This window comes from Phytohabitans kaempferiae, from assembly GCF_042433955.1.
Classification (GTDB): Bacteria; Actinomycetota; Actinomycetes; order Mycobacteriales; family Micromonosporaceae; genus Phytohabitans; species Phytohabitans kaempferiae.
In genome coordinates this window covers 59242-81137 of sequence record NZ_JBHLUH010000042.1, presented here as the reverse complement: position 1 = coordinate 81137, position 21896 = coordinate 59242, and the positions used below count along the sequence as shown (strand labels likewise).

The following is a 21896-nucleotide window of genomic DNA, read 5'->3' as shown; positions in this document are numbered from 1 at the left end:
GGCAGCATCGGTGCCACTAGCCGAAACATGCGTTTTAGAATACCCAGGTGTTGTCCGCTGATGGCAAGGGTTGGGACGTGGGAAACCGACTTCTTCGCGCCGGCTGCGTCCCCGGCCGGGAGCACGTCGTCCGTAAGAACCGGTTCGGCGCCCTCCTCGGCGCAGGTCTCGGTCGGCTCCTCACCCGCCTTCAGGTGGACACGATCGTCGTCCTCGGCGGCATCTGCGCGACCACCTGCGTCGAGTCGACCGTCGGCCCGGCCGCCAAACGCGCGGTGAGACGTACGAAGGTCCATGTGCCCACCGACACGGGTGCCATGTGCGCCGGCTTGCCGCGGCCTGGGGCTACTTGGCCTTTACCGAGGCGGTGTGGCGAACGGCGGACGCGCCGCTCGCCGCCGTAGTGGCGTTAGACTCGCCGGCCATGGGACTCCTCACCTTCAGCCTCAACCTCACCTTGGACGGTTGCGTCGACCACGAAGAAGGGATCGCTGACGACGAGACGCACGCCCTCTTCACCCGTCTCATGGACGAGAGCGGGGCAATGCTGTGGGGTCGCGTCACCTACGAGATGATGGAGAGCTACTGGCCGGCCGTCGCCCGCGGCGACGAGGAGGCGCCGCCGGCCATGCGCGAGTGGGCGGTCAAGCTGGAGGCCAAACCCAAGTACGTGGTGTCGTCGACGCGCAACAACTTCCCGTGGACCAACAGCCACCACATCGCCGGCGATCTGCGCGAGGGCGTGCAGAAGCTCAAGGACGCGACCCCGGCCGGGGTCCTCCTCGGAAGCGGCAAGCTCGCGACCGAGCTCGACCGGCTGGACCTGATCGACGAGTACAAGCTGCTCGTCCATCCCAGGATCGCCGGCCACGGCCCGACGCTGTACCAGGGCGGGCTGCCCGGCACGCGCCAGCTCGAGCTGCTCTCGGCGCAGCCGCTCCGCAACGGCGCGGTGGCCATGCACTACCGCCGCGCGCGCTGAATCACAGCAGTCCATCGCTCACCTCGTCCAGACACGTCGCGGTCGCTGCGGCCCGCAGCGTGGCGTCGTCGGCGTCGAGGTGGCCGCACGGCATGGCCAAGTGCCCGGAGGCTCTCGCCGCCGATACGGATGAGGTCCGCCGCGATCCGGTTCGACCACACGTCCTTGACCGCACACAGGTAGAGCTTGCCTTCGCCCGTGCGGTGTTCGGTGATGTCGGCCAGCCACAACCGGTTCGGGCCGTCAGCGGTGAAGTCGCGTCTGACCTCGACGCGGATCTCCCAGGAACTCGGCTACACGCCGGAGCTCTCGGTCAATTGACCGCGTCGTCGTTGTCGGCCAGACCGGCGTAACACGACGGCACAGGGCCAGGGAGCGGGCACGGGAACTGCGGTCGCGCCTGCCAGAAGCAGGTGCCACCGCAGTTCCCGTGCCGGCTTAGGTGCTTTCCGGACCGGTCGGGGCGGGCGGAACAGGCCAGGTCAACCGGCGTCCAGCGCGGTGCTCCGGGACTCGTTGAACAGCTTGTCGCCGCGGTACTGCGCGACCACCGGGGCGTCGAGCAGCGCACCGTTGACCGCCTTGCGGAAGTGGGCGACGCCGTGCCGGACCGGGGCGGACCCGAGGTAGGTGTCGCCAGCGTAAAAATCGACCTTGCCCGTCGGCGAGGCGGCGTTGGTGGTCACCGCGCCCACCGTCGCGGTCGCGGCCACCCGCACATTGCCGGACTTGCCGGCCGGCGCGGTCTCGACCTTGAGGCCGGTAGTAGTGGTGCGGAACGCCATGTTGCGCAGGTAGTAATTCAACAGCGGACGCCAGACGTGCCAGGTGTGCACGCCGTCGACGTTGTACTCGGTGATGTCGACGCCCTGCGTCTTGAGGGCGGCGACCCGCGCGATCGATAGCTGTGCGGTGTTGCCCAGGCGGTCCTGCAGGCCGGTGCCGATGTGTATACCACCGGGCACTGTCTTCATGCGCTCGACCTGGGCCGCGTTGGCGGCCGCCGCCGGCCAGCTCCAGATGGCGTGGTAACCGAATAGGTCGGTGTTGTCGTACAGGATCGTGGTGGCCCGGTTTCCGCCCATCGAGAGGCCGCCGAACGCGCGGTCCACGGAAAGGGTCGACACGTTGTAGTTCTGCTCCACGTACGGGAAGACGATGTCGCGAAGGTGGTTGGCGTAACCCTGGTTGCCGCCGGGCAGGCCGTTGAAGTCGGTGGAGACGACCACCATCTGCTGCACCACGCCCTCCCGGATCGCGTTCTCCAGGATGTAGTGGGCGACCCCCTGCATAGTCCAGGCGGTCGAGTGGTCACCGCCGCCGTGGCTGAGGTACAGGGTCGGGTACGGGGTTGCCCGGTTGGGGTCGTAGCCGTGCGGTGTGTAGACGACCATGTCGTGCACGCCGGGCGGGTTGGTCGAGCCGGGTGAGGCGTAGCGGCGAGACTCGAGGGTGCCGGTCTTGTGGGCGGCCGTCGGCTTCTGGTAATCGGTGTCGTAGGTCGGGAACTCTGCGCTGCTGGGCACCCAGATGGTGCTGCGCACCGCGCCGGGCGCGCCCGTGTACTGCGGGAAGATCTCCCACGGGTTGGCCGGGTCGTAGTGCAGGGCGCAGCCGCTCGCGGTCGGGCTGGCGCAGTTGTGGGTGAAGGCGTAGCGGAACGTGCCAGCCGGCAGCGGGACAGTGGTCTCCCACACGCCGTCGGAGCCCTGCTCCATAGCGATCGTGCGCCACGGGGTGCCCGCGATGTCGCCCGGCTGCCAGTCCCACGGCAGACGGCCGTCGCCACAGTCGTTGCAGACGACGCTGTCGGGCTTGGTGTAGGTCCAGTCGCCGTAGACGTGGACGGCGGTGACGCCCTCGGGCGCCTGGTAGCGGAACTTCACCGCGTATCCGCCCGGCGCCTGGTCGGTCTTGGTTACCTCGGGCCCCAGGGGGGCAGACGGCGCCGCTGCGGCCGCGGGAGCCATGACTGCCACGGCCGCCAGCGTTCCGGCGACCGTCAGACCCGCCAGGACCGACCGGGCCAACCGGCTACCTGACGGGGATGTACGACGGGGACGTGCCCCGGTGTCATTCATGCTGCTCATGTCGTTCCTCCATTGCACCTGCGATCGCGCCTGGTCCATGAACATTCGTAACTGGGGTACGGGGGCGGGTTGACTGGCATGTGACGTACTGGCCCTGGGGGGTGAGGATGCGCACCTTCGCCGTACGACGGCCGGGGTTGCGCAGGCGCGGACGCCGGTGCCGCGGAGCCAGAACGTCGGCCCGGTCGAGGTCCGTGTCCCGCGACGCCGCGGGGACGTTCGAGCCGCAGATCGTACGCAAGCGGCAGCGGCGCCTGACCGGTCGACGACCTGGTCCTGTCGTTTGTCGGCCAAGGGCCTGACCCGCGGTGAGATCGCCGCCCATCTGGCCGAGGTACGGCACCGAGGTGTCGAAGCATAGGATCTCCACGATCACCGACAAGGTCCTCGACGCGATGACCGAATGACAGAACCGGCCCCACGACCGCGGGTGGTTTCCAGCAGTCGTCGCGAATCATCTCGCTGTCGGTTGACGGTGCACGTATTCATCCGTTGCCTCGCCGTCGCGGTTGGTTTCACCGCGACGGCGATCCATGAATTCAGCCGGTCTCTGCCTGCTCTCGCGCGCGCCGCATCGCGGCGGTGCGGTGGCACCGTATATCCGTATATAAGGTGCCACCGCACGCGGGTAACCAGGATTGGGACGGGTCAGAAGACGTCGCTCCCGGCGCTGGCCGACGGGTTGAGCGTCTTGTCGCCCAGGTAGCGAGCGACCAGCGGGCCGTCGTCGAGCAAGCCGCGGTGGAAGGTCTTGCTGATGGTGGCGAGGCCGTTCTGGACCTTGGCGGAGCCGAGGAGGTTGTCCCCGGCGTAGAACTCGACCTTGCCGGACGGGAACGCCGTGCCGTTGGTCACGGTGCCGACCCGGGCGGTGGCGGTGAGCTTGACGTTCTGCGACTGCCCGACCGGCGCGGTCTGGAACTCCAGCGATGTCGTGGTGGTGCGGAAGGCGAGCGTACGCACGTAGTTGTTGAGCATGGGACGCCACACGTGCCACGTGTGCATGCCATCGACGTAGTACTCGTCGATGTCGACACCGGCCGTCCGCAGGGCTTCGGCCCGGGTCTGCATGCTCGTGGCGGTGCTGCCGTCCTGCCGCCCGGTGCCGAACAGGACGCCACCCGGCGCCGTCTTCAGGCTGTCGATCTGGACCTGGCTCGGCGCCGGCGCACCTGAACTCCAGGCGGCGTGGTAGCCGAACAGGTTCGTGTTGTCGTACATGATCGTGAAGGCTCGGCTCGCGCCGGCCGAGAAGCCACCGAACGCGCGGTCCTGCGAACGCTTGGAGACGTTGTAGTTCTGCTCCACGAACGGGATCACGTTGTTTCGCAGTTCGTTCGCGTAGCCCTGGTTGCCACCAGGCAGGCCGTTGAAGTCCGTGGAGACCAACACCATCGGCTGCGCCGCCTTGTCCGCGATCGCGTTCTCAAGGATGTGGTGCGCGACGCCCTGCATCGTCCAGGCCGTCGAGTGGTCGCCGCCGCCGTGGCTGATGTAAAGCGTCGGGTAGGGCGTGACTCGGTTGGGATCGTAGCCCCAGGGGGTGTAGACCACGATGTCGTGCACGCCGGCCGGGTTGGTCGACAGCGGCGAGGTGTACCGGCGCGACTCCAGCTTCCCGGCCTTGTTGGCCTTCGGCGGGGCCTGGTAGCTGTTGTCGTAGGTGGGGAAGGTGGCGCTGCCGGGCACGTAGATCGTGCTGCGGACGGCGCCGGGAGCGCCCGGGTACTGCGGCTGGATCTGCCAGCGGTTGGCCGGGTCGTCGTGGAGTGTGCAGCCGGTCGCCTCGACGTTGACGCAGTCGTGGGTGAAGGCGTACCGGAAAGTGCCGCCGGGCAACGGGACCGTGACCGCCCAGACCCCGTCGGCACCACGCCGCATGGGCATGATGCGCCACGGAGTCGCCGCCGTGTCGCCCGGCTGCCACTCTGACGGCGGGTGGTTGTCGGCGACACTGCTGGGGTTCGCGAAGAACCAGTCGCCGTAGATGTGCACCTGGTTGACGCCTTCCGGCGCCTGGTACCGGAAGGTCACCACGTAGCCGGTGGGCGGCGCGTCGGTCTTGATGACTTTCGGCCCCAGCGGGGCCAGCGGGGCCGCCGCCGCGGGCGCCGCGACCGCACCGGCCGCGAGCGTCCCGGCAGCGACCACGAGGCTGGCGAGGACTGACGCCGTCAGCCTTCTTCGCGGCGGGGTTGTGAGTGAGCGATGGGGATGTGCCACGGGCATATGCCTCTCCCTACATCGGACGAACACGACCAGACCCGACATCAAGGCCCGATCGTTCACATGGCTGCAACGATAGTGTCGCAATGCGCAACGTTGTCAAGACCCAATTGCACATCACATGAAAGCCATTGCGTATTACGCAATCTGATGGACGACGGCCGGGATCCCGAACCGGCCGTCGGCCACGATCTCGCCCTGCGTACGGGCCATGTCGGCGGCATAGCCCATCCGGGAGAGGCACTCGCGTCGCGGCATCGACGAAAGGACGGCCTCGGCGTACGCCGAGGCCGTCAACGCGACTCTGCCCGCCAGCTCAGGCGACCGGCTGCTGGGGCGGGTCCGGCGGCGTGTAACCGAGCTCCTGCGAGATCCGGGCCGCGGTCTCCAACACGAGCGGAAGGCTCTCCATCAGCTGGTCGAGGGTCGCGATGACCTCGATCGCGGTGATGGACAGGGCGGCGACGACCTGCCCCCGCGAATCTCTGACCGGAGCACCGACGCACATGACGTAGGCGTCGTGCTCACCGTTGTCGGCCGCCCAGCCCTGCTCCTTGACCTGGACGAGCGCCGCCTCAAAGGCCTCACGATCGGCCAGCGTCGTGGCGGTGTACCGCTCGAAGGCGACGTGCGCCAGCAGCCGGTCCCGCTCCTCCCGCGGCAGGTGGGCGAGGATCACCTTGCCGACCGCGCTGGCGTAGAGCGAGACGGCTCGCCCGATCCGGGAAGGCAGCTTCACCGCGTCGAACGCGGGACTGTCCACTTTGTCGATGTAGATGATCTCGTCGCCGGTGAGCTGGGCCAGGTGCACCGTGTGTCCGGTCTGGCGTTGGAGCTGGCGCAGCTCGGTCGCGGCGAACTGGCGCAGGTCCATCGAGCCGATCGCGAGGTCGGCCAGCTCGATGATCCCGCTGCCCAGCACGTACGTGCCCGCGCCGGTTTTACGCACGAACCGTGCGGCCTCGAGGGTCTGTAGGATCCTCAGCGCCGTCGATTTGTGGACTCCAAGCACCTCGGCGGCCTCGGTGAGCGAGAGCGGGTGCTCCGCCGATCGGCGGATGAGGTTGATCGCCCGTTGGATCGATTGCGCCACTGGATGCCTCCCCGAAAGGTTGCGCTATGTGCAATGTAGTGCATGCGATGCGCAATCGCTACTTGACACCGTTGCATATCTTCCTACGATCGTTGCAAGCACGTAAACGAGCGCCCCCGACCTGCGAACTCTTGCATGGGAGCAACGATGAGACAGCAACGCGTTCGCCGCGGCACGGTCATGGCAACCAGCATCATCGGCATTGCGGCACTACTTCTGAATGGCTGCTCCGGCGGCGACGACAGCGAGTCCGAGGGCGGTGTGAAGAACCTGACGTTCGCCGCCTCCACCTTTGGCGACCCGGGACGCGGCCCGCTGCTGACGCAGTGGCTCGAAACCTTCAACTCAAGCCAGAGCGAGGTGAAGGTCACCTCCGCGGCGGTGCCCTACCCGACCTTCGGCCAGACCGTCCTGACCCAGATGGGCAGCGGCCAGGGGCCCGACCTGATCCGCTTCGACATGCCGGAGTTCGAGTCCGCCTCGGACGCGGGCCTGGTCGCGCCCCTCGACGACCTCGTCGACGTCAGCAAGTACGACCTGCTCAAGCAGCCAGACCAGTTCATGGTCCACGACGGCGTGCGGCACGGCCTCATCTTCGAGGCGTCCAACTACGCCATGTTCTACAACGCTGACCTGATCAAGACCCCGCCGAAGACGTACGACGACTTCCTCAACACCGCGAAGTCGCTGACCAAGGGCGACGTCTTCGGCTTGGCCTTCCGCCAGACCGAAGCTGAGGAAGCGGGCGTGTGGCAGGACATCTTCAACTACGTCTACGGCTTCGGCGGCGCCTGGTCCGACGGCCAGACCCTGACCATCAACTCCGCCAAGAACCTTGAGGGCCTGCAAAAGTACAAGGACCTCTACGACGCCAACGTCATCCCCCGCGGCGCCGACGCGGCGACGTTCCGCCGCATGTTCGCCGAGGGCAAGGTCGGGATGGAACTCAACAACGGTGGCTACGTCTCCGCCACCCGCGGCCAGAACCCCAACCTCAACTTCAGCGTCGCGCCCATCCCGTTCCCGGTCCGCAGCCAGGGCGCCATCCTCGCGCCGATCGTGATCAATGAGAACAGCCCCAACAAGGAAGCGGCCGCGACCTTCATCAAGTGGGCGCTGGAACCCGCGAACCAGGTCAAGCTTCAGGAGATCCTCGGCGCCAGCAGCGTCGCCACCGTCACCGAGCGGAGCCCCGAGAAGCTCAAGGAGACCCCCTTCCTCACCGTCTTCGACGACCTCACCGACTCCAGCCTGCCGCAGATCGTTTTGGGCTTCGAAGCCAAGACCCCGGACATCCGCAAGGTCGTGGTGCAGAACGTGATCGCGGCCCTGCAAGGCAAGGTCGACCTCAAGACCGCGCTGGACCAGGCCCAGCAGCAGGCCACCGAACTGGTCCGCTGACCTGGCGACGTCGCCGGCGCGAGGACACCCCCGCGCCGGCGACGTCCTACCTGACGAAGGATCGACCCGATGACCGTGCTGGAACAGACCAAAGCGCCTGCGAGGCGACCCACGAACCGGCGCCGGCCCAGCCCTCTGGGAAGCAAGTGGACCCCCTACCTCTTTCTCGCACCCGCCGCCCTCTTCGTCCTCGTCTTCCAAGCGGTCCCGCTGGCGCAGGAGATCTACCTGAGCTTCACGCGGACCACACTGCTGAATCCCACGCGCAGCACGTGGGTGGGACTCGACAACTACGTACGGATCTTCAGCGATGAGAGCTTCCACCAGACGCTGTTGACCACCTTCATCTACGTCGTCGCCTGCGTCGTCGGCGCCGTGGGTTCGGGTCTCGTCGTCGCGCTCCTGCTCAACACCGCCTTCCGCGGCCGAGGCGTAGTTCGCGCGCTGATCACGGTGCCGTGGGCGGCCCCCGGAATCGCGGTCGCGTTGATCGCGACGTGGATGTTCAACTCGCAGTACGGCATCGTGAACCGGTTCCTGAACGCGATCGGCCTGGGCGTCCCGGGCGGTTCCATTCTGGACAGTCCGCGGTACGCCCTGCCCGCCATCCTGGTGACGACCATCTGGCAGCTGTTCCCCTTCACCTCGGTCGTGCTGCTGTCCGCCCTTCAGGCGGTTCCGCAGGATCTGACCGAGGCCGCGACCGTGGACGGCGCCGGCCGGTGGTGGACCTTTCGGGCCGTCACCTGGCAGGTCATCAAGCCGGCCGTCGGGCTGCTCGCCCTGCTCATGACGATCTGGTCGCTGCGGCGGTTCGAGCTGATCTGGCTGATGACCAAAGGGGGGCCGGTCGGCGCTACCGAAACCCTGGTGATCGACCTCTACAGCCAGGCCTTCGACTCCAAGGAACTCGGCTCCGCCGCGGCGATCGGCATGGTCGGCGTCATCATCTCGTTCATCGTCATCATGGGCAGCCGGCTCGTCGCCCGCGCCGCCGAGAAGGGGGACGTGTGATGCGGCGGTTCCGGATCGGCCTCACCGCGCGTGTCCTGGCCGTCCTGGTCGTGCTCGGGGTCGCTGTCTTCCCGCTGTACTGGATGATCGTCACGGCACTGACCAGCAACGCCGACCTGTTCGGCGCGGAAGCCCAGCTCCTGCCGGACTTCTCGGAGTTTGGCGTGTTCATCGACGCTCTGGCCGAGGGCAAGGCTACCGGTTGGCTGCTCAACAGCCTGTTGATCGCGCTCGGCACGACAATCCTCTCGGTCGGCCTGGGCATCCCGCTCGGCTACGCGCTGTCGCGTTTCTCGTTCCGCGGCAAGGCTGTCATGACGCTCGTGCTGCTGTTCACCCAGATGCTGCCCGAGGCGCTCATGGTCGTGCCGCTGTTCTCGCTGTTCCGGCGGTTCGAACTGCTCGACTCGCTGACCGGCCTGGTACTGGTGAACTCGGCCTTCGTCCTGCCGATCGTCGCGCTCATCCTCAAAGGCGCGATCGACGGCATCCCCCGCGAACTGGAGGAGGCCGCCCGGGTTGACGGGGCACGGCCGTTCAAGGTGCTGACCAGGGTCAACGTGCCGCTCATCGCGCCGTCGATCGCGGCCACCGCGGTCATCTCGTTCTTCCACGCCTGGAACGAGTACGTGTTCGCGGTGACGTTCATCTTCACGCCGGACAAGCAGCCCGCCTCCGTCGGCATCGCCAACTTCATCGGCGAACTTGGCACTCCGATCCAGACGATCATGGCGGTCGCGTTCATGTTCACACTGCCAGCTGTCGCCTTCTACCTGTTCGCGCAGAAATACGTCGTAGCCGGAATGACCGCCGGCGCTGTAAAGGGGTGAGTCGCGCCATGAAAATCACCTCCGTCGACACGCTCGTCGTCGACTTCTACCGCACGAACCTCGTGATCCTTCGGGTCGAAACCGACGAAGGCATCACCGGGCTCGGTGAGGCCACCTTGGAAGGCAAGGAAAGAGCCGTACAAGGGGCGATAGCGGAACTCGCCGAGGCCGTCGTGGGAGTCGACCCGACCCGCATCGCCGGCACCCTCTACGAACTGGCGCGCGACTGGTACTGGCGGGGTGGCCCGGTCATCATGACCGCGTTGAGCGCACTGGAGATGGCACTGTGGGATATCTCGGCGCGGGAACTCGGGGTACCGGTCTCCCGGCTGCTCGGCGGCGCCACGCGCGACCGGGTCCGCGCCTACGCCAACGGCTGGTTCTCCGGTGCCGTCACCCCTGAGGACTACGCGGCCGCCGCGCGCAAGACGGTCGAAAGCGGCTTCCGCGGCCTGAAGTGGGACCCCTTCGAAAACTACGACCTCGCGATCACGTCCCGCCAACTGGACCGCGTACTCGCCCAGATCGACGCCGTCCGCGGCGCCGTCGGCCGCGACGTCGAACTGTTCATCGAAGGCCACGGCCGGTTCGACGTCCGCCACGCGACCAGAATCGCGAAGGAGATCGCGCAGTTCGACCCGGTGTGGTTCGAGGAACCGTGCCCGCCGGACAATCTCGACGCCCTCGTCGACATCCGTCGTGCCTCCCCGGTGCCCATCGCCGCCGGGGAGAGATGGTTCGGGCGCCAGGGATTCGCACCTGCGCTGAACCGTGCGGCGGTCGACTTCGTGCAGCCGGACGTGACCCACGCCGGCGGCATCGCCGAACTAGCCTTCATCTCGACACTCGCGGCGACCAGCTACGTCGGCTTCGCACCGCACAACCCGAGCGGACCGCTGAGTACCGCCGCGACGCTCCAACTCGGCGCGACACTGCCCAACTTCCGCTACCTGGAGATCATGGCGACCGACGTCCCGTGGCGACCGGAGATCACGAACGAGCGGCTCGTCCTCACCGAGGACGGCGACGTCCTCGTCCCCACCGGCGTCGGCCTCGGCATCGAACTCGACCTCGAAGCGATCGCGCGGCATCCCTTCACTCCGCATCCCCTGCGGATGTTCCACGACGCCGTCTACGACATCCGCCCCCCTGACGAGCGTTCCTTCTTCAACCTGGGAGCCAGTTCATGACCCTGGCGTCGCCCGAAACGCTCGCCGGCGAGGCGGACTGGTTCGGTACGGCCGCCGAGGCGTTGCCCGACGACGCCGCGGATAGTGTCCTCATCGGACGGATCTGGGATCCCGCGGTGGACGGGCCGTCTCCGGTACTCGTCCGTGACGGAGATGTCTTCGACGTCAGCGCGCGCTTCCCCACCGTCCGTGACCTGTGCGAGCTTCCAGACCCCGCGACGACGGTCGCCGACCTGGAGGGCCGTTACGTGGGCGGCTTCGAGGAGGTGCTGGCCAATACGGGGGCGCCGGTCCGCGACCGCACCCGCCCATGGCTGCTGGCCCCGGTGGACCTCCAGGCGCTCAAGGCCGCCGGCGTGACGTTCGCCGTCTCGATGATCGAACGGGTCATCGAGGAACGGGCCCGGGGCGACCTCGCGCTGGCGGCGGAGATCCGAGGCCGGATGCTCGCCGGAGTCGGGGCGGACCTGCACGACCTGTCACCGGGCTCCGAGGAAGCCGAGCGGCTGAAGGCCCTGCTCGTCAAGGAAGGCATCTGGAGCCAGTACCTGGAGGTGGGCATCGGGCCGGACGCCGAGATCTTCACCAAGGGACAGATCCTCTCCGCCGTCGGCACCGCCGTGCCCGTCGGGGTGCTGGCCGCCTCGACCTGGAACAATCCCGAGCCCGAGGTGGCGCTCATCGTCCAGTCCAGCGGCCGGGTCGTCGGAGCCACCCTCGGCAACGACGTCAACCTCCGCGACGTCGAGGGGCGATCCGCCCTGCTCCTGCCCAAAGCCAAGGACAACAACGCCTCCTGTGCGCTCGGCCCGCTCATCCGGCTCTTCGACGGCAGGTTCGACCTTGAACGCGTACGAGGGCTGGAGGTGGGACTGGACATCGAAGGCGGCGACGGTTTCCGGCTGCACGCGGTTTCGGAGATGACCCGCATCTCGCGCGACCCGGACGCCCTTGTCCGCCAACTGATCGGAGCCCACCACAACTACCCCGACGGCGCGGTCCTGATGCTCGGCACCATGTTCGCCCCGATCCAGGACCGGGACCGGCCGGGTGAGGGTTTCACCCACAAGGTCGACGATGTCGTCCGGATCAGCTCCCCCGCGCTGGGCACGCTGGTCAACCGGGTCCGCCATGCCGAGGACTGCGAACCCTGGGACTTCGGCGTCCGAGCCCTCATGGGCAATCTCGTCAAAAGGGGACTGCTGTGAACGTGGTGACCACGGTCGATCCACGCAACGGTCGCCGGCGTGAGACCGGCCTGCTGGAAACCGACGACGAGCGGCTGGAAGCGGTCGTGGCCCGCGCCGCCAGGTCCGCGGCGTGGCTGGACGAACTCGGCCGACCCGGTCGGGCCCGCCTGCTCGACGCGATCGCCACCTCCCTGGAAGCCGACCGCGCCGATCTCATCGCGGTGGCCGAATCGGAGACCGGCCTCAGCCGCGCGCGCCTCGACATGGAGTTGACCCGAACGGCCTCGCAGTTCCGGATGTTCGGCGACGTGGTTCGCGACGGCGGATACCTGGAGGCCGCGATCGACCACGCCGCCCAGACAGCGATCGGCCCGGCTCCAGACGTACGGCGGATGCTCGTCCCCAGCGGCCCAGTGGCGGTGTTCGGCGCGAGCAACTTCCCGTTCGCCTTCTCGGTACCAGGTGGCGACACCGCCTCCGCGCTCGCCGCCGGCTGCCCCGTGATCGTCAAGGCCCATCCGTCCCACCCCCTGACGTCGCGGGCCTCGGCCATCGCGATCGCGACCGCCGTCCGTGGCGCGGGTGGACCCGACGACGTGGTGGCCCTCGTGTACGGGCAGCAGGCCGGCCTCGCTCTGGTGCGCCACCGGCTCGTACGGGCCGCCGCGCTGACCGGTTCCATCGGTGCGGCCCGCGCCATCCAGAACGCCATCGACGAGCGCGACGACCCCATCCCGTTCTACGCCGAACTCAGCAGCACCAACCCCATCGTCATCCTGCCGGCCGCTGCGGCGACGGATGATCTCGCCGACGGCCTGTTCGCGTCCTTCACCGGCTCCGGTGGGCAACTGTGCACCAAGCCCGGACTGGCGTTCGTCCCGTCCGGCCCGACCGGCGACACGCTCGTCGAGGCGCTCCGGCAACGGGTCGCCGCGGCCGGCGAGGTCGTCCTGCTCAACGAGCGCATCCGCGACGCTTTCACGGAACGGCAGGCGGCGCTCGAACGGGCCGGTGCCAGACCGCTGGCCCGGTCCGCGCCCGCCGACACCGCTGGTTTCACCGTGTCACCGACCCTTCTGGAAATCGACCTGACCGGCCTGACCAGCGACCTGGCCGAGGAGTGCTTCGGCCCGCTCATGATCATCGTCCGGTACGCGGACGCGTCCGACCTCCAAGCGGCGATCGCGACGGTCCCGCCGTCCCTGACCGGCTCCATCCACGCCACCGACCGGGACGACCGCGCGACGGTACGGCGCCTGGCCACCGCGCTGGCCGCCCGCGCGGGCCGGATCGTCTTCAACGGCTACCCCACTGGAGTACGCGTCGCGTGGGCACAGCACCACGGCGGCCCCTGGCCATCGACGAACTCACCGCACACGTCCGTCGGCGCGACCTCGATCCGCCGGTTCCTGCGCCCGCTGGCGTGGCAGGACGCCCCGGAGTGGGTCCTGCCCGAGGAGCTTCGCGACGCCTACCACGAGATCCCGAGACGGGTCGACGGGCACCTGCAGCCGAGCCGCGCCTGACCGCCCCGCCGTCGCTGTCCTCGCCGGTGCCGGCGGCGCACGACGAGAGGAACCGCATTGACAGGTGTTGCTTACCAGATCTCACAGCTGTCCTCGCGGCCTACGGCGATGACGGACGTCGCCCAGCTCGCCGGCGTGTCACACACCACCGTCTGGCGAGTGTTCAACAACCACCGGGGCGTCCGGGACGAGACCCGCGAGCGGGTGCACCACGCGATACGCCAGCTCGGCTACCGGCTCAACCCGGCGGCCCGCACGCTGGTCACCCGGCGCTCCAACACCTTGGGCGTCATCACCGCGGACCGTGTCTCGTTTAGAACCACCTCGATCCTGGGCGGCTTCGAACGGGCAGCCCGGTCGGCCGGGTACTTCGTCACGATCACCAGCGCCGACACGCCAACCCAGGGCACTCTCCGCGCGGCGGTGAACCGCCTGCGCGACCAGGGCGTCGAGGGTGTGCTGGCGCTCGTACCACTGGACCCGACCACGTTCACCTCGGAGCCCTTCCCGATCGTCACCATCGGAGCGCGTCGACGCCGAGCCCTTGGCGTCGTGGACGTCGGCAGTTCCGCGGGTGTGGCCATGGCGACCGCCCACCTGCTCGGACTCGGCCACACCACCGTGCACCACGTCTCCGGCCCTCCGAGCTGCCCCGAGGCCCGGCTGCGGCGGGCCGTTTGGCACCGCACGCTGCGGGCCGCCAGCGGCCGCCAGCCACGCTTCATGGCCGGCGACTGGACCGCCCGCTCTGGATACGAAATCGGGCTACGACTGGCTTCCGACCTCGACGTCACGGCTGTCTTCTGCGCCAACGACCACATGGCCATAGGGGTGCTTCGGGCGCTGACCGAGATGGGCCGTCAGGTGCCGGAGGAGGTGAGCGTCGTCGGGTTCGACGACATCCCCGAGGCCGCGTACACCACTCCCCCGCTGACGACAGTGGGACAGGACTTCGAGACCCTCGGAACGCATTGCATGGCGATGCTCCACGCGCTCGTCACAGACGCCGAACGAACCGTTCCATGCCGCATCCAACTCGCGACCCACCTGACGATTCGTAGCAGCACGGCCCGCTCACCGGGATCACGCAGCTCGTAGTGGTCCAGCAGAGTCAACCGACCTGGACGTCGAGGAACTACCGGTAGATCCATGCTGGCGCTTCGGGGCTTGTTGGGCCCCCACAGGACAACGGCGGCGACCAGGCCCGGCTCAATCCCGGGAAAGCTCGTCTGGGCGTCGCCGCGACGCGCGGTGAAGTGGATGTGGCCGCCGCACGAGAAGACCTCGCCGGGTGATCGGGTGTGGACACTCGATCAGACCCGACGAGGTCTTCTATGTGGACGATGGCGTCTCAGCTCACACGGCGTTCACCGGCGCGCTCTGTGAATTGTTCAGGAACTTGTCGCCTTGGTACCTGGCGACGATGGGACCGTCGTCGAGCAGGCCGCGGTGGAAGTTCTTGCTGATGGTGGCGATGCCGTTCTGCACCTTGGCGGAGCCGAGGAGGTTGTCCCCGGCGTAGAACTCGACCTTGCCGGACGGGAAGGCGACGCCGTTGGTGACGGTGCCGACCCGGGCGGTGGCGGTGAGCTTGAGGTTCTGCGAGTTGCCCGCCGGCGCGGTGGTGATTTCGAGGCTGGTGGTCGTGGTGCGGAAGGCCACGTTGCGCAGGTAGTTGTTGAGCATCTGGCGCCAGACGTCCCAGGTGTGGACGCCGTTGACGTTGAACTCCTTGATGTCGACGCCCGCCGCCTTGAGGGCGGCGACCCGCGCCAGTGAGTTCTGGGCGATGTTGCCCAGGCGGTCCTGGAGTCCTGTGCCGATGTGGATGCCGCCGGGTACGGCCTTCAGTCGGTCGATCTGGGCCTGGTTCGCGGCGGGCCCGCCCCAGCTCCATGCGGCGTGGTAGCCGAACAGGTCGGTGTTGTCGTACATGACGGTGAAGGCTCGACTGCCGCCGGCCGAGAAGCCACCGAACGCGCGGTCCTGCGAACGCTTGGAGACGTTGTAGTTCTGCTCCACGAACGGGATCACGTTGTTCCGCAGTTCGTTCGCGTAGCCCTGGTTGCCACCAGGCAGGCCGTTGAAGTCCGTGGACACGACGATCATCGGCTGCGCCGCCTTGTCCGCGATCGCGTTCTCAAGGATGTGGTGCGCGACACCCTGCATCGTCCAGGCGATCGAGTTGTCGCCTGAGCCGTGGCTCAGGTAGAGGGTTGGGTAGGGGGTGGCGCGGTTGGGGTCGTAGCCCCAGGGGGTGTAGACGACGACGTCGTGCACGCCGGCCGGGTTGGTCGACAGCGGCGAGGTGTACCGGCGCGACTCCAGCTTGCCGGTCTTGTTCGGCTTGACTGGTGCCTGGAAGGCGTTGTCGTAGGTCGGGAACGAGGGGTTGTTCGGCACGTAGATCGTGCTGCGGACCGCGCCGGGCGCGCCCGGGTACTGCGGCTGAATCTGCCACGGGTTGGCGGGGTCGTGGTGCAGCGTGCAGCCGGTCGCCAGATCGTTCGTGCAGTCGTGGGTAAAGGCGTACCGGAAGGTGCCGGCGGGCAGCGGGACGCTGGTCGCCCACACGCCGTCGGCGCCACGCTTCAAGGGCAGCAGGTGCCACGGGGTGGCAGGGATGTCACCGGGCTGCCACTGCGACGGGGGACGGCCGTCGCCGCAGTCGTTGCAGTTGACGTTCTCAGGCTGGGAGTAGAACCAGTCGCCGTAGATGTGCACGGCATTGACGCCCTCTGGCGCCTTGTACCGGAAGGTCACCAGGTTGCCGGTCGGCGGTGCGTCGGTCTGGATCACCTTCGGCCCAAGGGGCGCCGCCGGTGCCGCCGTCGCCGCCGGTGCGGCGAGCGTGCCGGCCGCCAAGGCGCTGAGGATCGATAGGGCTGACAGGACCGAGATGGTGGACCGTCTACTTGGTCGGGGCGTTGGGGTGCGTTTGGGATGTGCCACGGGCATGTGCCTCTCCCTCGATGGAACAAACCGTCCAGATCGGACTAATAGATCTGGTCGTTAACGTGCCTGCAACGATCGTAGGAAGATATGCAACGCTGTCAAGACCATGTTGCGTATTGCATTTCAGCCATTGCGTCACACGCAATGGATCATGAATGAGGATGATCGGCAATCGGCCTAACAGGCGGGCTGGTCCAAGCGAGCCGGCGCCGTTTGGTCAAAACCTGTACGTCGCACCCTCATGCCGGTGGACAGCGACCCGCCTTTGTTCGACACGGCCGCCAACGCGTACGCCGCGGCGATCGCAAAGCCGAGCGCCTGATTCGAAGGCCGCAGATTGCCCTCGGCCAGTGTTCTCGGCTCAAGGCCCCGTCTCTGCGCGAACTGTCCGCCCAAACGCTGTCCGCCCAGACGCTGTCCGCGGTCGAGCGCGGCCACGACCTCTGGCTCCGAGGTTCGACCACACGCCGTTCCGCACCTCGGAGATCATCTTCGGCGCGACCGCCGACGTGCTGCCGGAGTTCGGGCCGTTCAGCGATGGGCTGGACGTCTGCTGCGGTACCAGCGCGGGCATGCGGCTAGCCTCCGCAGCCGAGAGGACACCGGCGGCGGCAACGCGACACACGCCCGATCGCCAGAAGCAATGAGCTGACCAGCTTCACGCCAACCGAGCGGTCGTCACCGACGCCGCGGCGGTTCGGGCCGCCGCGAAGCTAGCGCGGGGCCATGCGTACCGCGCCGTCCAAGCGGATGACGGCGCCGTTGAGATAGCGGTTGTCGATGATGTGCCGGACCAACTGGGCGTACTCGTCGGGATGGCCGAGCCGGCTGGGGTGTGGCACCTGTGCGGCCAGCGACTGCTGGACCGGTTCGGGCAGGCCGCGCAGCATGGGTGTCTCGAAGATGCCGGGTGCGATGGTGACCACGCGGATGCCGGCGTCGGCGAGGTCTCGGGCGGCGCTGATGGTGAGCGCCGCGACGCCGCCTTTGGACGCGGCGTACGCGGCCTGCCCGACCTGCCCTTCGAAGGCGGCGACGGAGGCGGTGAGGACGGCGACACCACGCTCGCCGTCGACGGGTTCGTTGGCACGCATCGCCGCCGCGGACAGGCGCAGTACGTTGAACGTGCCGACCAAGTTGACTTCGACGACCGCGCGGAACGCGTCCAGCGGCAGCGGGCCCCGCCTGCCCAGCACGCGTCCCGGCGTCGCGACGCCGGCGCAGTTGACCACGACCCGCAGGGGGCCGGCCTCGGTGGCGGTGGCGACTGCCCGCGCCACGTCGTCCTCGGCGCAGACGTCGGCCGGGCAGAAGGTGGCGTGTGGGCCCAGCTTGGCAGCGGCTTCGGCTCCGGGCGAGCCGGGCAGGTCGACCAGGACCACTGACGCGCCAGCCTCGACGAGGGAGGCGGCGGTGGCGCGGCCGAGACCGGAGGCGCCGCCGGTCACCAGCGCCGCCGCGCCGCTCAGGTCGCCCGTCATGCGGTCGCTCCCATCTCACCGCTGAAGTGGCAGGCCACGCTGTGTCCCGGGGCCTTACTCTCCAGCGGCGGTTCCAGGTCGGTGCAGATCTGCCGGGCGATCGGGCATCGGGTCCGGAACCGGCATCCGGACGGCGGTGTGAGCGGGCTGGGTACGTCGCCGGCCAGGACGATGCGCTGGCGCGCCTCGCCGGGCCTGGGTTGTGGTATCGCGGACAGCAGCGCCACCGTGTACGGGTGCAGCGGCCGTTCCCGGATGGACACCGAGTCGGCGATCTCCACCACCTTGCCCAGGTACATGACCGCGACCCGGTCGGACACGTAGTCGACCACCGCGAGGTCGTGGGCGACGAACAGGTAGGTCAACGCGAACCGGCGTTTGAGGTCGACAAGGAGGTTGAGCACCTGGGACTGGATGGAGACGTCGAGCGCGGAGACCGGTTCGTCCGCGACGATGAACCGGGGCCGCAGGACGAGGGCGCGGGCGATGCCGACGCGCTGGCGCTGGCCACCGGAGAACTCGTGCGGGTACCGGCCACCGGCGTCGGGGTCCAGGCCGACGCTCTGCATGATGTCCCGCACCTGCTCGTGGCGTTCCTGGCGGCTGCGTACCCCGTGGGCCAGAAGGGCCTCACCGATGATGTTCCGGACCGTCATCCGTGGGTTGAGCGAGCCCACCGGGTCCTGGAAGATCAGTTGCATGTGGCGACGCATCGCCTTCATCCGGTCCGGTCGCAGCCGGGTGAGGTCGGTGCCGTCGAAGTGGATCTGCCCGCTGGTGGGCGGGATGAGCCGCAGGATGGTCCGCCCGAGCGTGGACTTGCCGCAGCCGGACTCGCCGACCAGGCCGAGTGTCTCGCCGCGCCTGACCTCCAGGTCGACGCCGTCCACGGCCCGGACGTGGCCGACCGTACGGCGCAAAACGCCGCCACGTACCGGGAAGTGGGTGTGCACATCGCGTAGCGAAAGCAGCGGGCCGGCGCCGCTCGCCTCGGCCTGGGTGTCTGGAGCGCTCTTGTCGACGGTGGTCATCGGTAGATCTCCTCGACGCCCACCGAGTCGCGGGCTCCGGTCTCGCACAGCCAGCAGGCGGACTGTTGACTGTCCACAGGGAACAGTGGCGGCAACTCCTGCCGGCAGCGGTCGAACGCCTCGGTGCAGCGAGGGGCGAAGCGGCAGCCGGCGGGCCAGTTCAGCGGGCTGGGCACAGTGCCCTGGATGACCCGCAGTGGTTGCTCCTTGCTCATGCCCAGTACCGGTACCGACTGAAGGAGCGCCTCCGTGTAGGGGTGCTGCGGGCGGTGGAAGATGTCCGCCACGGCGCCGGTCTCGACGACCTTGCCGGCGTACATGACGGCGACGTCGTCGGCCATCTCCGCGACGACCCCGAGGTCGTGGGTGATCATGAGGATGGCGGTGCCGAGGCGGTCGCGCAGGTCTTTCATGAGCTCGAGGATCTGTGCCTGGATGGTGACATCGAGGGCTGTGGTCGGCTCGTCGGCGATGAGCAGCTTGGGGTTGCAGCTGAGCGCCGCGGCGATCATCACGCGCTGGCGCATGCCGCCCGACATCTGGTGGGGGTAGTCGTGGATGCGCCGCTCCGGCGAGGGGATGCCGACCAGGCGCATGAGTTCGATGGTGCGTTCGGTCGCCGTCTTGCGGTCGACGTCGTTGTGGGCGCGCACCGCTTCGGCGATCTGGTAGCCGACGGTGTAGACCGGGTCGAGTGAGGTCATCGGCTCCTGGAAGATCATGGTGATGTCGCGGCCCCGGATGGAACGCATCTGCCGCTCCGGCAGCCGCAGCAGGTCGCGACCTTCGAAGAGGATCTCGCTGTCGGGCTGGATCTGCCCGGGTGCGTCGATCAGGCCCATGACGGACAGGGCGGTGACGCTCTTGCCGCTGCCGGACTCGCCGACGACGCAGAGCGTCCGTCCGGCGTGGACGGTCAGGTCGACGCCGTCCACCGCCCGGTAGACGCCGCTGGTGGTGTGGAAATGCGTCCGCAGGTTCTTGACGTCGAGCAGTGCGGTCATCGCCCAGCCTTTCGGGGCAGTCGCCGGCGCAGGCGCCGCGGCAGCCGCTTGCGCGAGCGCAGCCGCGGGTCGAGTACGTCGCGCATTCCGTCGCCGAGCAGGTTGAAGGCGAGGATCGCGGCGAGGATGCAGAGCCCGGGATAGGTCAGCATCCGCGGGTTGCTGAAGATCAGGTCTCGTGACTCGCCGAGCATCGTGCCCCACTCCGGAGTGGGCTGGCGTACGCCGAGGCCGAGGAAGCCGAGCCCGGAGGCGGTCAGGATGGCGCTGCCCAGTTCGAGGGGCGCCTGGACGATGACCGGGGTGAGGGAGTTGGGCAGCACGTGCCGCCACAGCACGCGCCGTTCGCTGACGCCCAGTGCCCGCGCGGCCTCGGTGAACGGTTGCTCGCGAACGCTGAGCACCGATGCGCGGACCAGCCGGACGAAGCGTGGGAACGAGGCCAGCGCGACCGCGATGATCAGGTTGCGCAGTCCGGGGCCGAGGACGGCGACCAGGGCGAGCGCGAGCAGGAAGTGTGGGAAGGCCAGGACGATGTCGATGAGCCGCTGGACGAGCAGGTCGACCCAGCCGCGGTAGAAGCCGGACAGCGCGCCGAGGGGTACCCCGATCAGGATGCCGACCACGACCGCGCCGATTCCGATGAGGATGGTGTAGCGGGCGCCGATGACGAGCCGGACCAGTTCGTCGCGGCCGAGCAGGTCGGTGCCGAGCCAGTGGCTGGCCGAGGGTGGCTGGAGGCTCTCGCCGAGGTTCTGGTAGTGCGGGTCGCTGGTCGGGCTCCCCGCGACCAGCAGCGGCCCGAAGACGATCACCGCGAAAAAGCCACTGAGCATGATCAGCCCGATGCGCGAGCTGCGATGCCGCAGCAGCCGGCGCAGCAGATGGTCGCGGCGGGGCGCGGCGATCGGCAGCGGGGTCAAAGGCGCGGTCGACTCAGTCATAGCGGATCCTGGGGTCGATGTAGGCGTAGAGGATGTCGGTCAGCAGGTTCACCAGGATGAGCGCGACCGCGAAGATCAGGATGGCGCCCTGCACGGTGGTGAAGTCGCGGGCGCCGATCGACTCGACCAGCAGTCGCCCGATGCCCGGCCAGGCGAAGATCGTCTCGGTGATCACGGCACCGCCGAGCAACTGTCCGAACTGGAGTCCGATCACGGTCACCACCGGCAGGGCCGCGTTGCGTACCGCGTGCCGCAGGATGACCGCCCACCGCCCGACGCCCTTGGCCCGCACCGTCCGGATGAAGTCCATCTCCAGGGTCTCGACCATCGCCGAGCGCATCTGCCGGGAGATGAAGCCGATCGTGAAGAACGACAGCGTCACCGTCGGCAGGATGTAGCCCTGCCAGGACTCGGCGCCGGCGGCCGGCAGCCAGCCGAGGTTGACCGAGAACAGGATGACCAGCAGCAGCCCGACCCAGTAGACCGGCATGGAGACGCCGAACACCGACAGCCCGGACAGGATCAGGTCGGCCAGGCCCTCGCGGCGGACCGCCGCGAGCACCCCGAGGGTGCAGCCCACCACGACGGCCAGCGCCGTCGCGAGCACCGCCAGCATGACCGTGTACGGCAACCGCGCCACGATCTCGGTGAGCACAGAGTCGCCGGTGCGCGCCGAGCGGCCCAGGTCACCGGTGGCCAGCCGGCCCATGTATTCCAGGAACTGGGTGAGCACCGGCTTGTCGAAGCCGAACTGGCGGCGGATCAGCTCGATGTCGTCCGCGGTGGCGTCGGGGCCTGCCAGCACTCGGGCGGGGTCGCCGGGGATGAGGCGCATCAGCAGGAAGCTGACGACCGCGACGCCCAGCAGCGTCGGTACGGCGATCACGAGCCGCCGCGTCATATATCCCATCATGGCGTGCCTCCGGGCGGGCGGGCCGC

General features: G+C 68.4%; 18 protein-coding genes and 2 pseudogenes. 10 read left to right on the top strand and 10 right to left on the bottom strand.

Annotated features, from left to right (window positions below; genetic code table 11):
• Positions 1 to 47 precede the first annotated feature (47 nt).
• Positions 48 to 404, top strand: a complete 357-nt coding sequence (locus tag ACFFIA_RS21815; protein WP_377253461.1) for an isochorismatase family protein — start codon at positions 48 to 50, stop codon at positions 402 to 404.
• Between the two features lie 20 nt (positions 405 to 424).
• A complete protein-coding gene (locus ACFFIA_RS21810) occupies positions 425 to 982 on the top strand; it encodes a dihydrofolate reductase family protein (RefSeq protein WP_377253460.1) in 558 nt (185 codons plus the stop codon).
• Between the two features lie 143 nt (positions 983 to 1125).
• On the opposite strand, the pseudogene ACFFIA_RS21805 reads toward ACFFIA_RS21810, so the two are convergent.
• Together ACFFIA_RS21805 and ACFFIA_RS21800 are read right to left on the bottom strand one after the other, a co-directional pair.
• Positions 1126 to 1248 (bottom strand): annotated as a pseudogene (locus ACFFIA_RS21805) (IS3-like element ISAar45 family transposase); the annotation flags it as partial.
• A 216-nt stretch (positions 1249 to 1464) separates the two neighbouring features.
• The gene (locus ACFFIA_RS21800; RefSeq protein ID WP_377253500.1) at positions 1465 to 2952 is read right to left on the bottom strand and encodes an alpha/beta hydrolase-fold protein; all 1488 of its coding nucleotides are present in this window, start codon (positions 2950 to 2952) and stop codon (positions 1465 to 1467) included.
• Between the two features lie 286 nt (positions 2953 to 3238).
• Between ACFFIA_RS21800 and ACFFIA_RS21795 the strand changes: the two are divergent.
• A pseudogene (locus tag ACFFIA_RS21795) lies at positions 3239 to 3476 on the top strand (transposase); the annotation flags it as partial.
• A 244-nt stretch (positions 3477 to 3720) separates the two neighbouring features.
• Here the strand turns inward: ACFFIA_RS21795 and ACFFIA_RS21790 are convergent.
• Positions 3721 to 5223, bottom strand: coding sequence for an alpha/beta hydrolase-fold protein (locus tag ACFFIA_RS21790; protein WP_377253459.1), 1503 nt, complete (start codon positions 5221 to 5223; stop codon positions 3721 to 3723).
• Between the two features lie 391 nt (positions 5224 to 5614).
• Entirely contained in the window at positions 5615 to 6391 is a 777-nt protein-coding gene (locus ACFFIA_RS21785) for an IclR family transcriptional regulator (RefSeq protein ID WP_377253458.1), read from the bottom strand.
• A 147-nt stretch (positions 6392 to 6538) separates the two neighbouring features.
• Between ACFFIA_RS21785 and ACFFIA_RS21780 the strand changes: the two genes are divergently transcribed.
• The 7 genes from ACFFIA_RS21780 (at position 6539) to ACFFIA_RS21750 (ending at position 14640) form a co-directional block, all read left to right on the top strand.
• Positions 6539 to 7792: an ABC transporter substrate-binding protein gene (locus ACFFIA_RS21780; protein WP_377253457.1), complete on the top strand. Its 1254-nt coding sequence runs from the start codon at positions 6539 to 6541 to the stop codon at positions 7790 to 7792.
• A gap of 69 nt (positions 7793 to 7861) precedes the next feature.
• On the top strand, positions 7862 to 8806 hold the full coding sequence (locus ACFFIA_RS21775; protein ID WP_377253456.1) for a carbohydrate ABC transporter permease: 945 nt from the start codon (positions 7862 to 7864) through the stop codon (positions 8804 to 8806).
• Positions 8806 to 9636, top strand: a complete 831-nt coding sequence (locus tag ACFFIA_RS21770) for a carbohydrate ABC transporter permease (RefSeq protein WP_377253455.1) — start codon at positions 8806 to 8808, stop codon at positions 9634 to 9636. The genes ACFFIA_RS21775 and ACFFIA_RS21770 overlap by 1 nt, the downstream gene beginning before the upstream one ends.
• 8 nt (positions 9637 to 9644) lie before the next feature.
• Entirely contained in the window at positions 9645 to 10826 is a 1182-nt protein-coding gene (locus ACFFIA_RS21765; RefSeq protein ID WP_377253454.1) for a mandelate racemase/muconate lactonizing enzyme family protein, read from the top strand.
• Positions 10823 to 12034 (top strand): fumarylacetoacetate hydrolase family protein, encoded by a 1212-nt coding sequence (locus ACFFIA_RS21760; RefSeq protein ID WP_377253453.1) that lies wholly within the window; start codon positions 10823 to 10825, stop codon positions 12032 to 12034. Before ACFFIA_RS21765 ends, ACFFIA_RS21760 begins: the two co-directional genes overlap by 4 nt.
• Positions 12031 to 13542 carry an aldehyde dehydrogenase family protein gene (locus tag ACFFIA_RS21755; RefSeq protein ID WP_377253452.1) on the top strand — a complete coding sequence of 504 codons (1512 nt, stop codon included), beginning with the start codon at positions 12031 to 12033 and terminating at the stop codon, positions 13540 to 13542. Before ACFFIA_RS21760 ends, ACFFIA_RS21755 begins: the two co-directional genes overlap by 4 nt.
• Before the next feature lie 108 nt (positions 13543 to 13650).
• A complete protein-coding gene (locus ACFFIA_RS21750; RefSeq protein ID WP_377253451.1) occupies positions 13651 to 14640 on the top strand; it encodes a LacI family DNA-binding transcriptional regulator in 990 nt (329 codons plus the stop codon).
• A gap of 258 nt (positions 14641 to 14898) precedes the next feature.
• On the opposite strand, the gene ACFFIA_RS21745 is transcribed toward ACFFIA_RS21750, so the two are convergent.
• The 6 genes from ACFFIA_RS21745 to ACFFIA_RS21720 all read right to left on the bottom strand — a co-directional run bounded on the left by ACFFIA_RS21745 (position 14899) and on the right by ACFFIA_RS21720 (position 21858).
• On the bottom strand, positions 14899 to 16407 hold the full coding sequence (locus ACFFIA_RS21745; RefSeq protein WP_377253450.1) for an alpha/beta hydrolase-fold protein: 1509 nt from the start codon (positions 16405 to 16407) through the stop codon (positions 14899 to 14901).
• An 803-nt stretch (positions 16408 to 17210) separates the two neighbouring features.
• Entirely contained in the window at positions 17211 to 17978 is a 768-nt protein-coding gene (locus tag ACFFIA_RS21740; RefSeq protein ID WP_377253449.1) for an SDR family NAD(P)-dependent oxidoreductase, read from the bottom strand.
• Positions 17975 to 19009: an ABC transporter ATP-binding protein gene (locus tag ACFFIA_RS21735; RefSeq protein WP_377253448.1), complete on the bottom strand. Its 1035-nt coding sequence runs from the start codon at positions 19007 to 19009 to the stop codon at positions 17975 to 17977. The genes ACFFIA_RS21740 and ACFFIA_RS21735 overlap by 4 nt, the downstream gene beginning before the upstream one ends.
• Positions 19006 to 20013: an ABC transporter ATP-binding protein gene (locus ACFFIA_RS21730; protein WP_377253447.1), complete on the bottom strand. Its 1008-nt coding sequence runs from the start codon at positions 20011 to 20013 to the stop codon at positions 19006 to 19008. Before ACFFIA_RS21730 ends, ACFFIA_RS21735 begins: the two co-directional genes overlap by 4 nt.
• On the bottom strand, positions 20010 to 20957 hold the full coding sequence (locus tag ACFFIA_RS21725) for an ABC transporter permease (protein ID WP_377253446.1): 948 nt from the start codon (positions 20955 to 20957) through the stop codon (positions 20010 to 20012). The genes ACFFIA_RS21730 and ACFFIA_RS21725 overlap by 4 nt, the downstream gene beginning before the upstream one ends.
• Complete coding sequence (locus ACFFIA_RS21720; RefSeq protein ID WP_377253445.1) at positions 20950 to 21858, bottom strand: ABC transporter permease; 909 nt, start codon at positions 21856 to 21858, stop codon at positions 20950 to 20952. The genes ACFFIA_RS21725 and ACFFIA_RS21720 overlap by 8 nt, the downstream gene beginning before the upstream one ends.
• Positions 21859 to 21896: the final 38 nt, after the last annotated feature.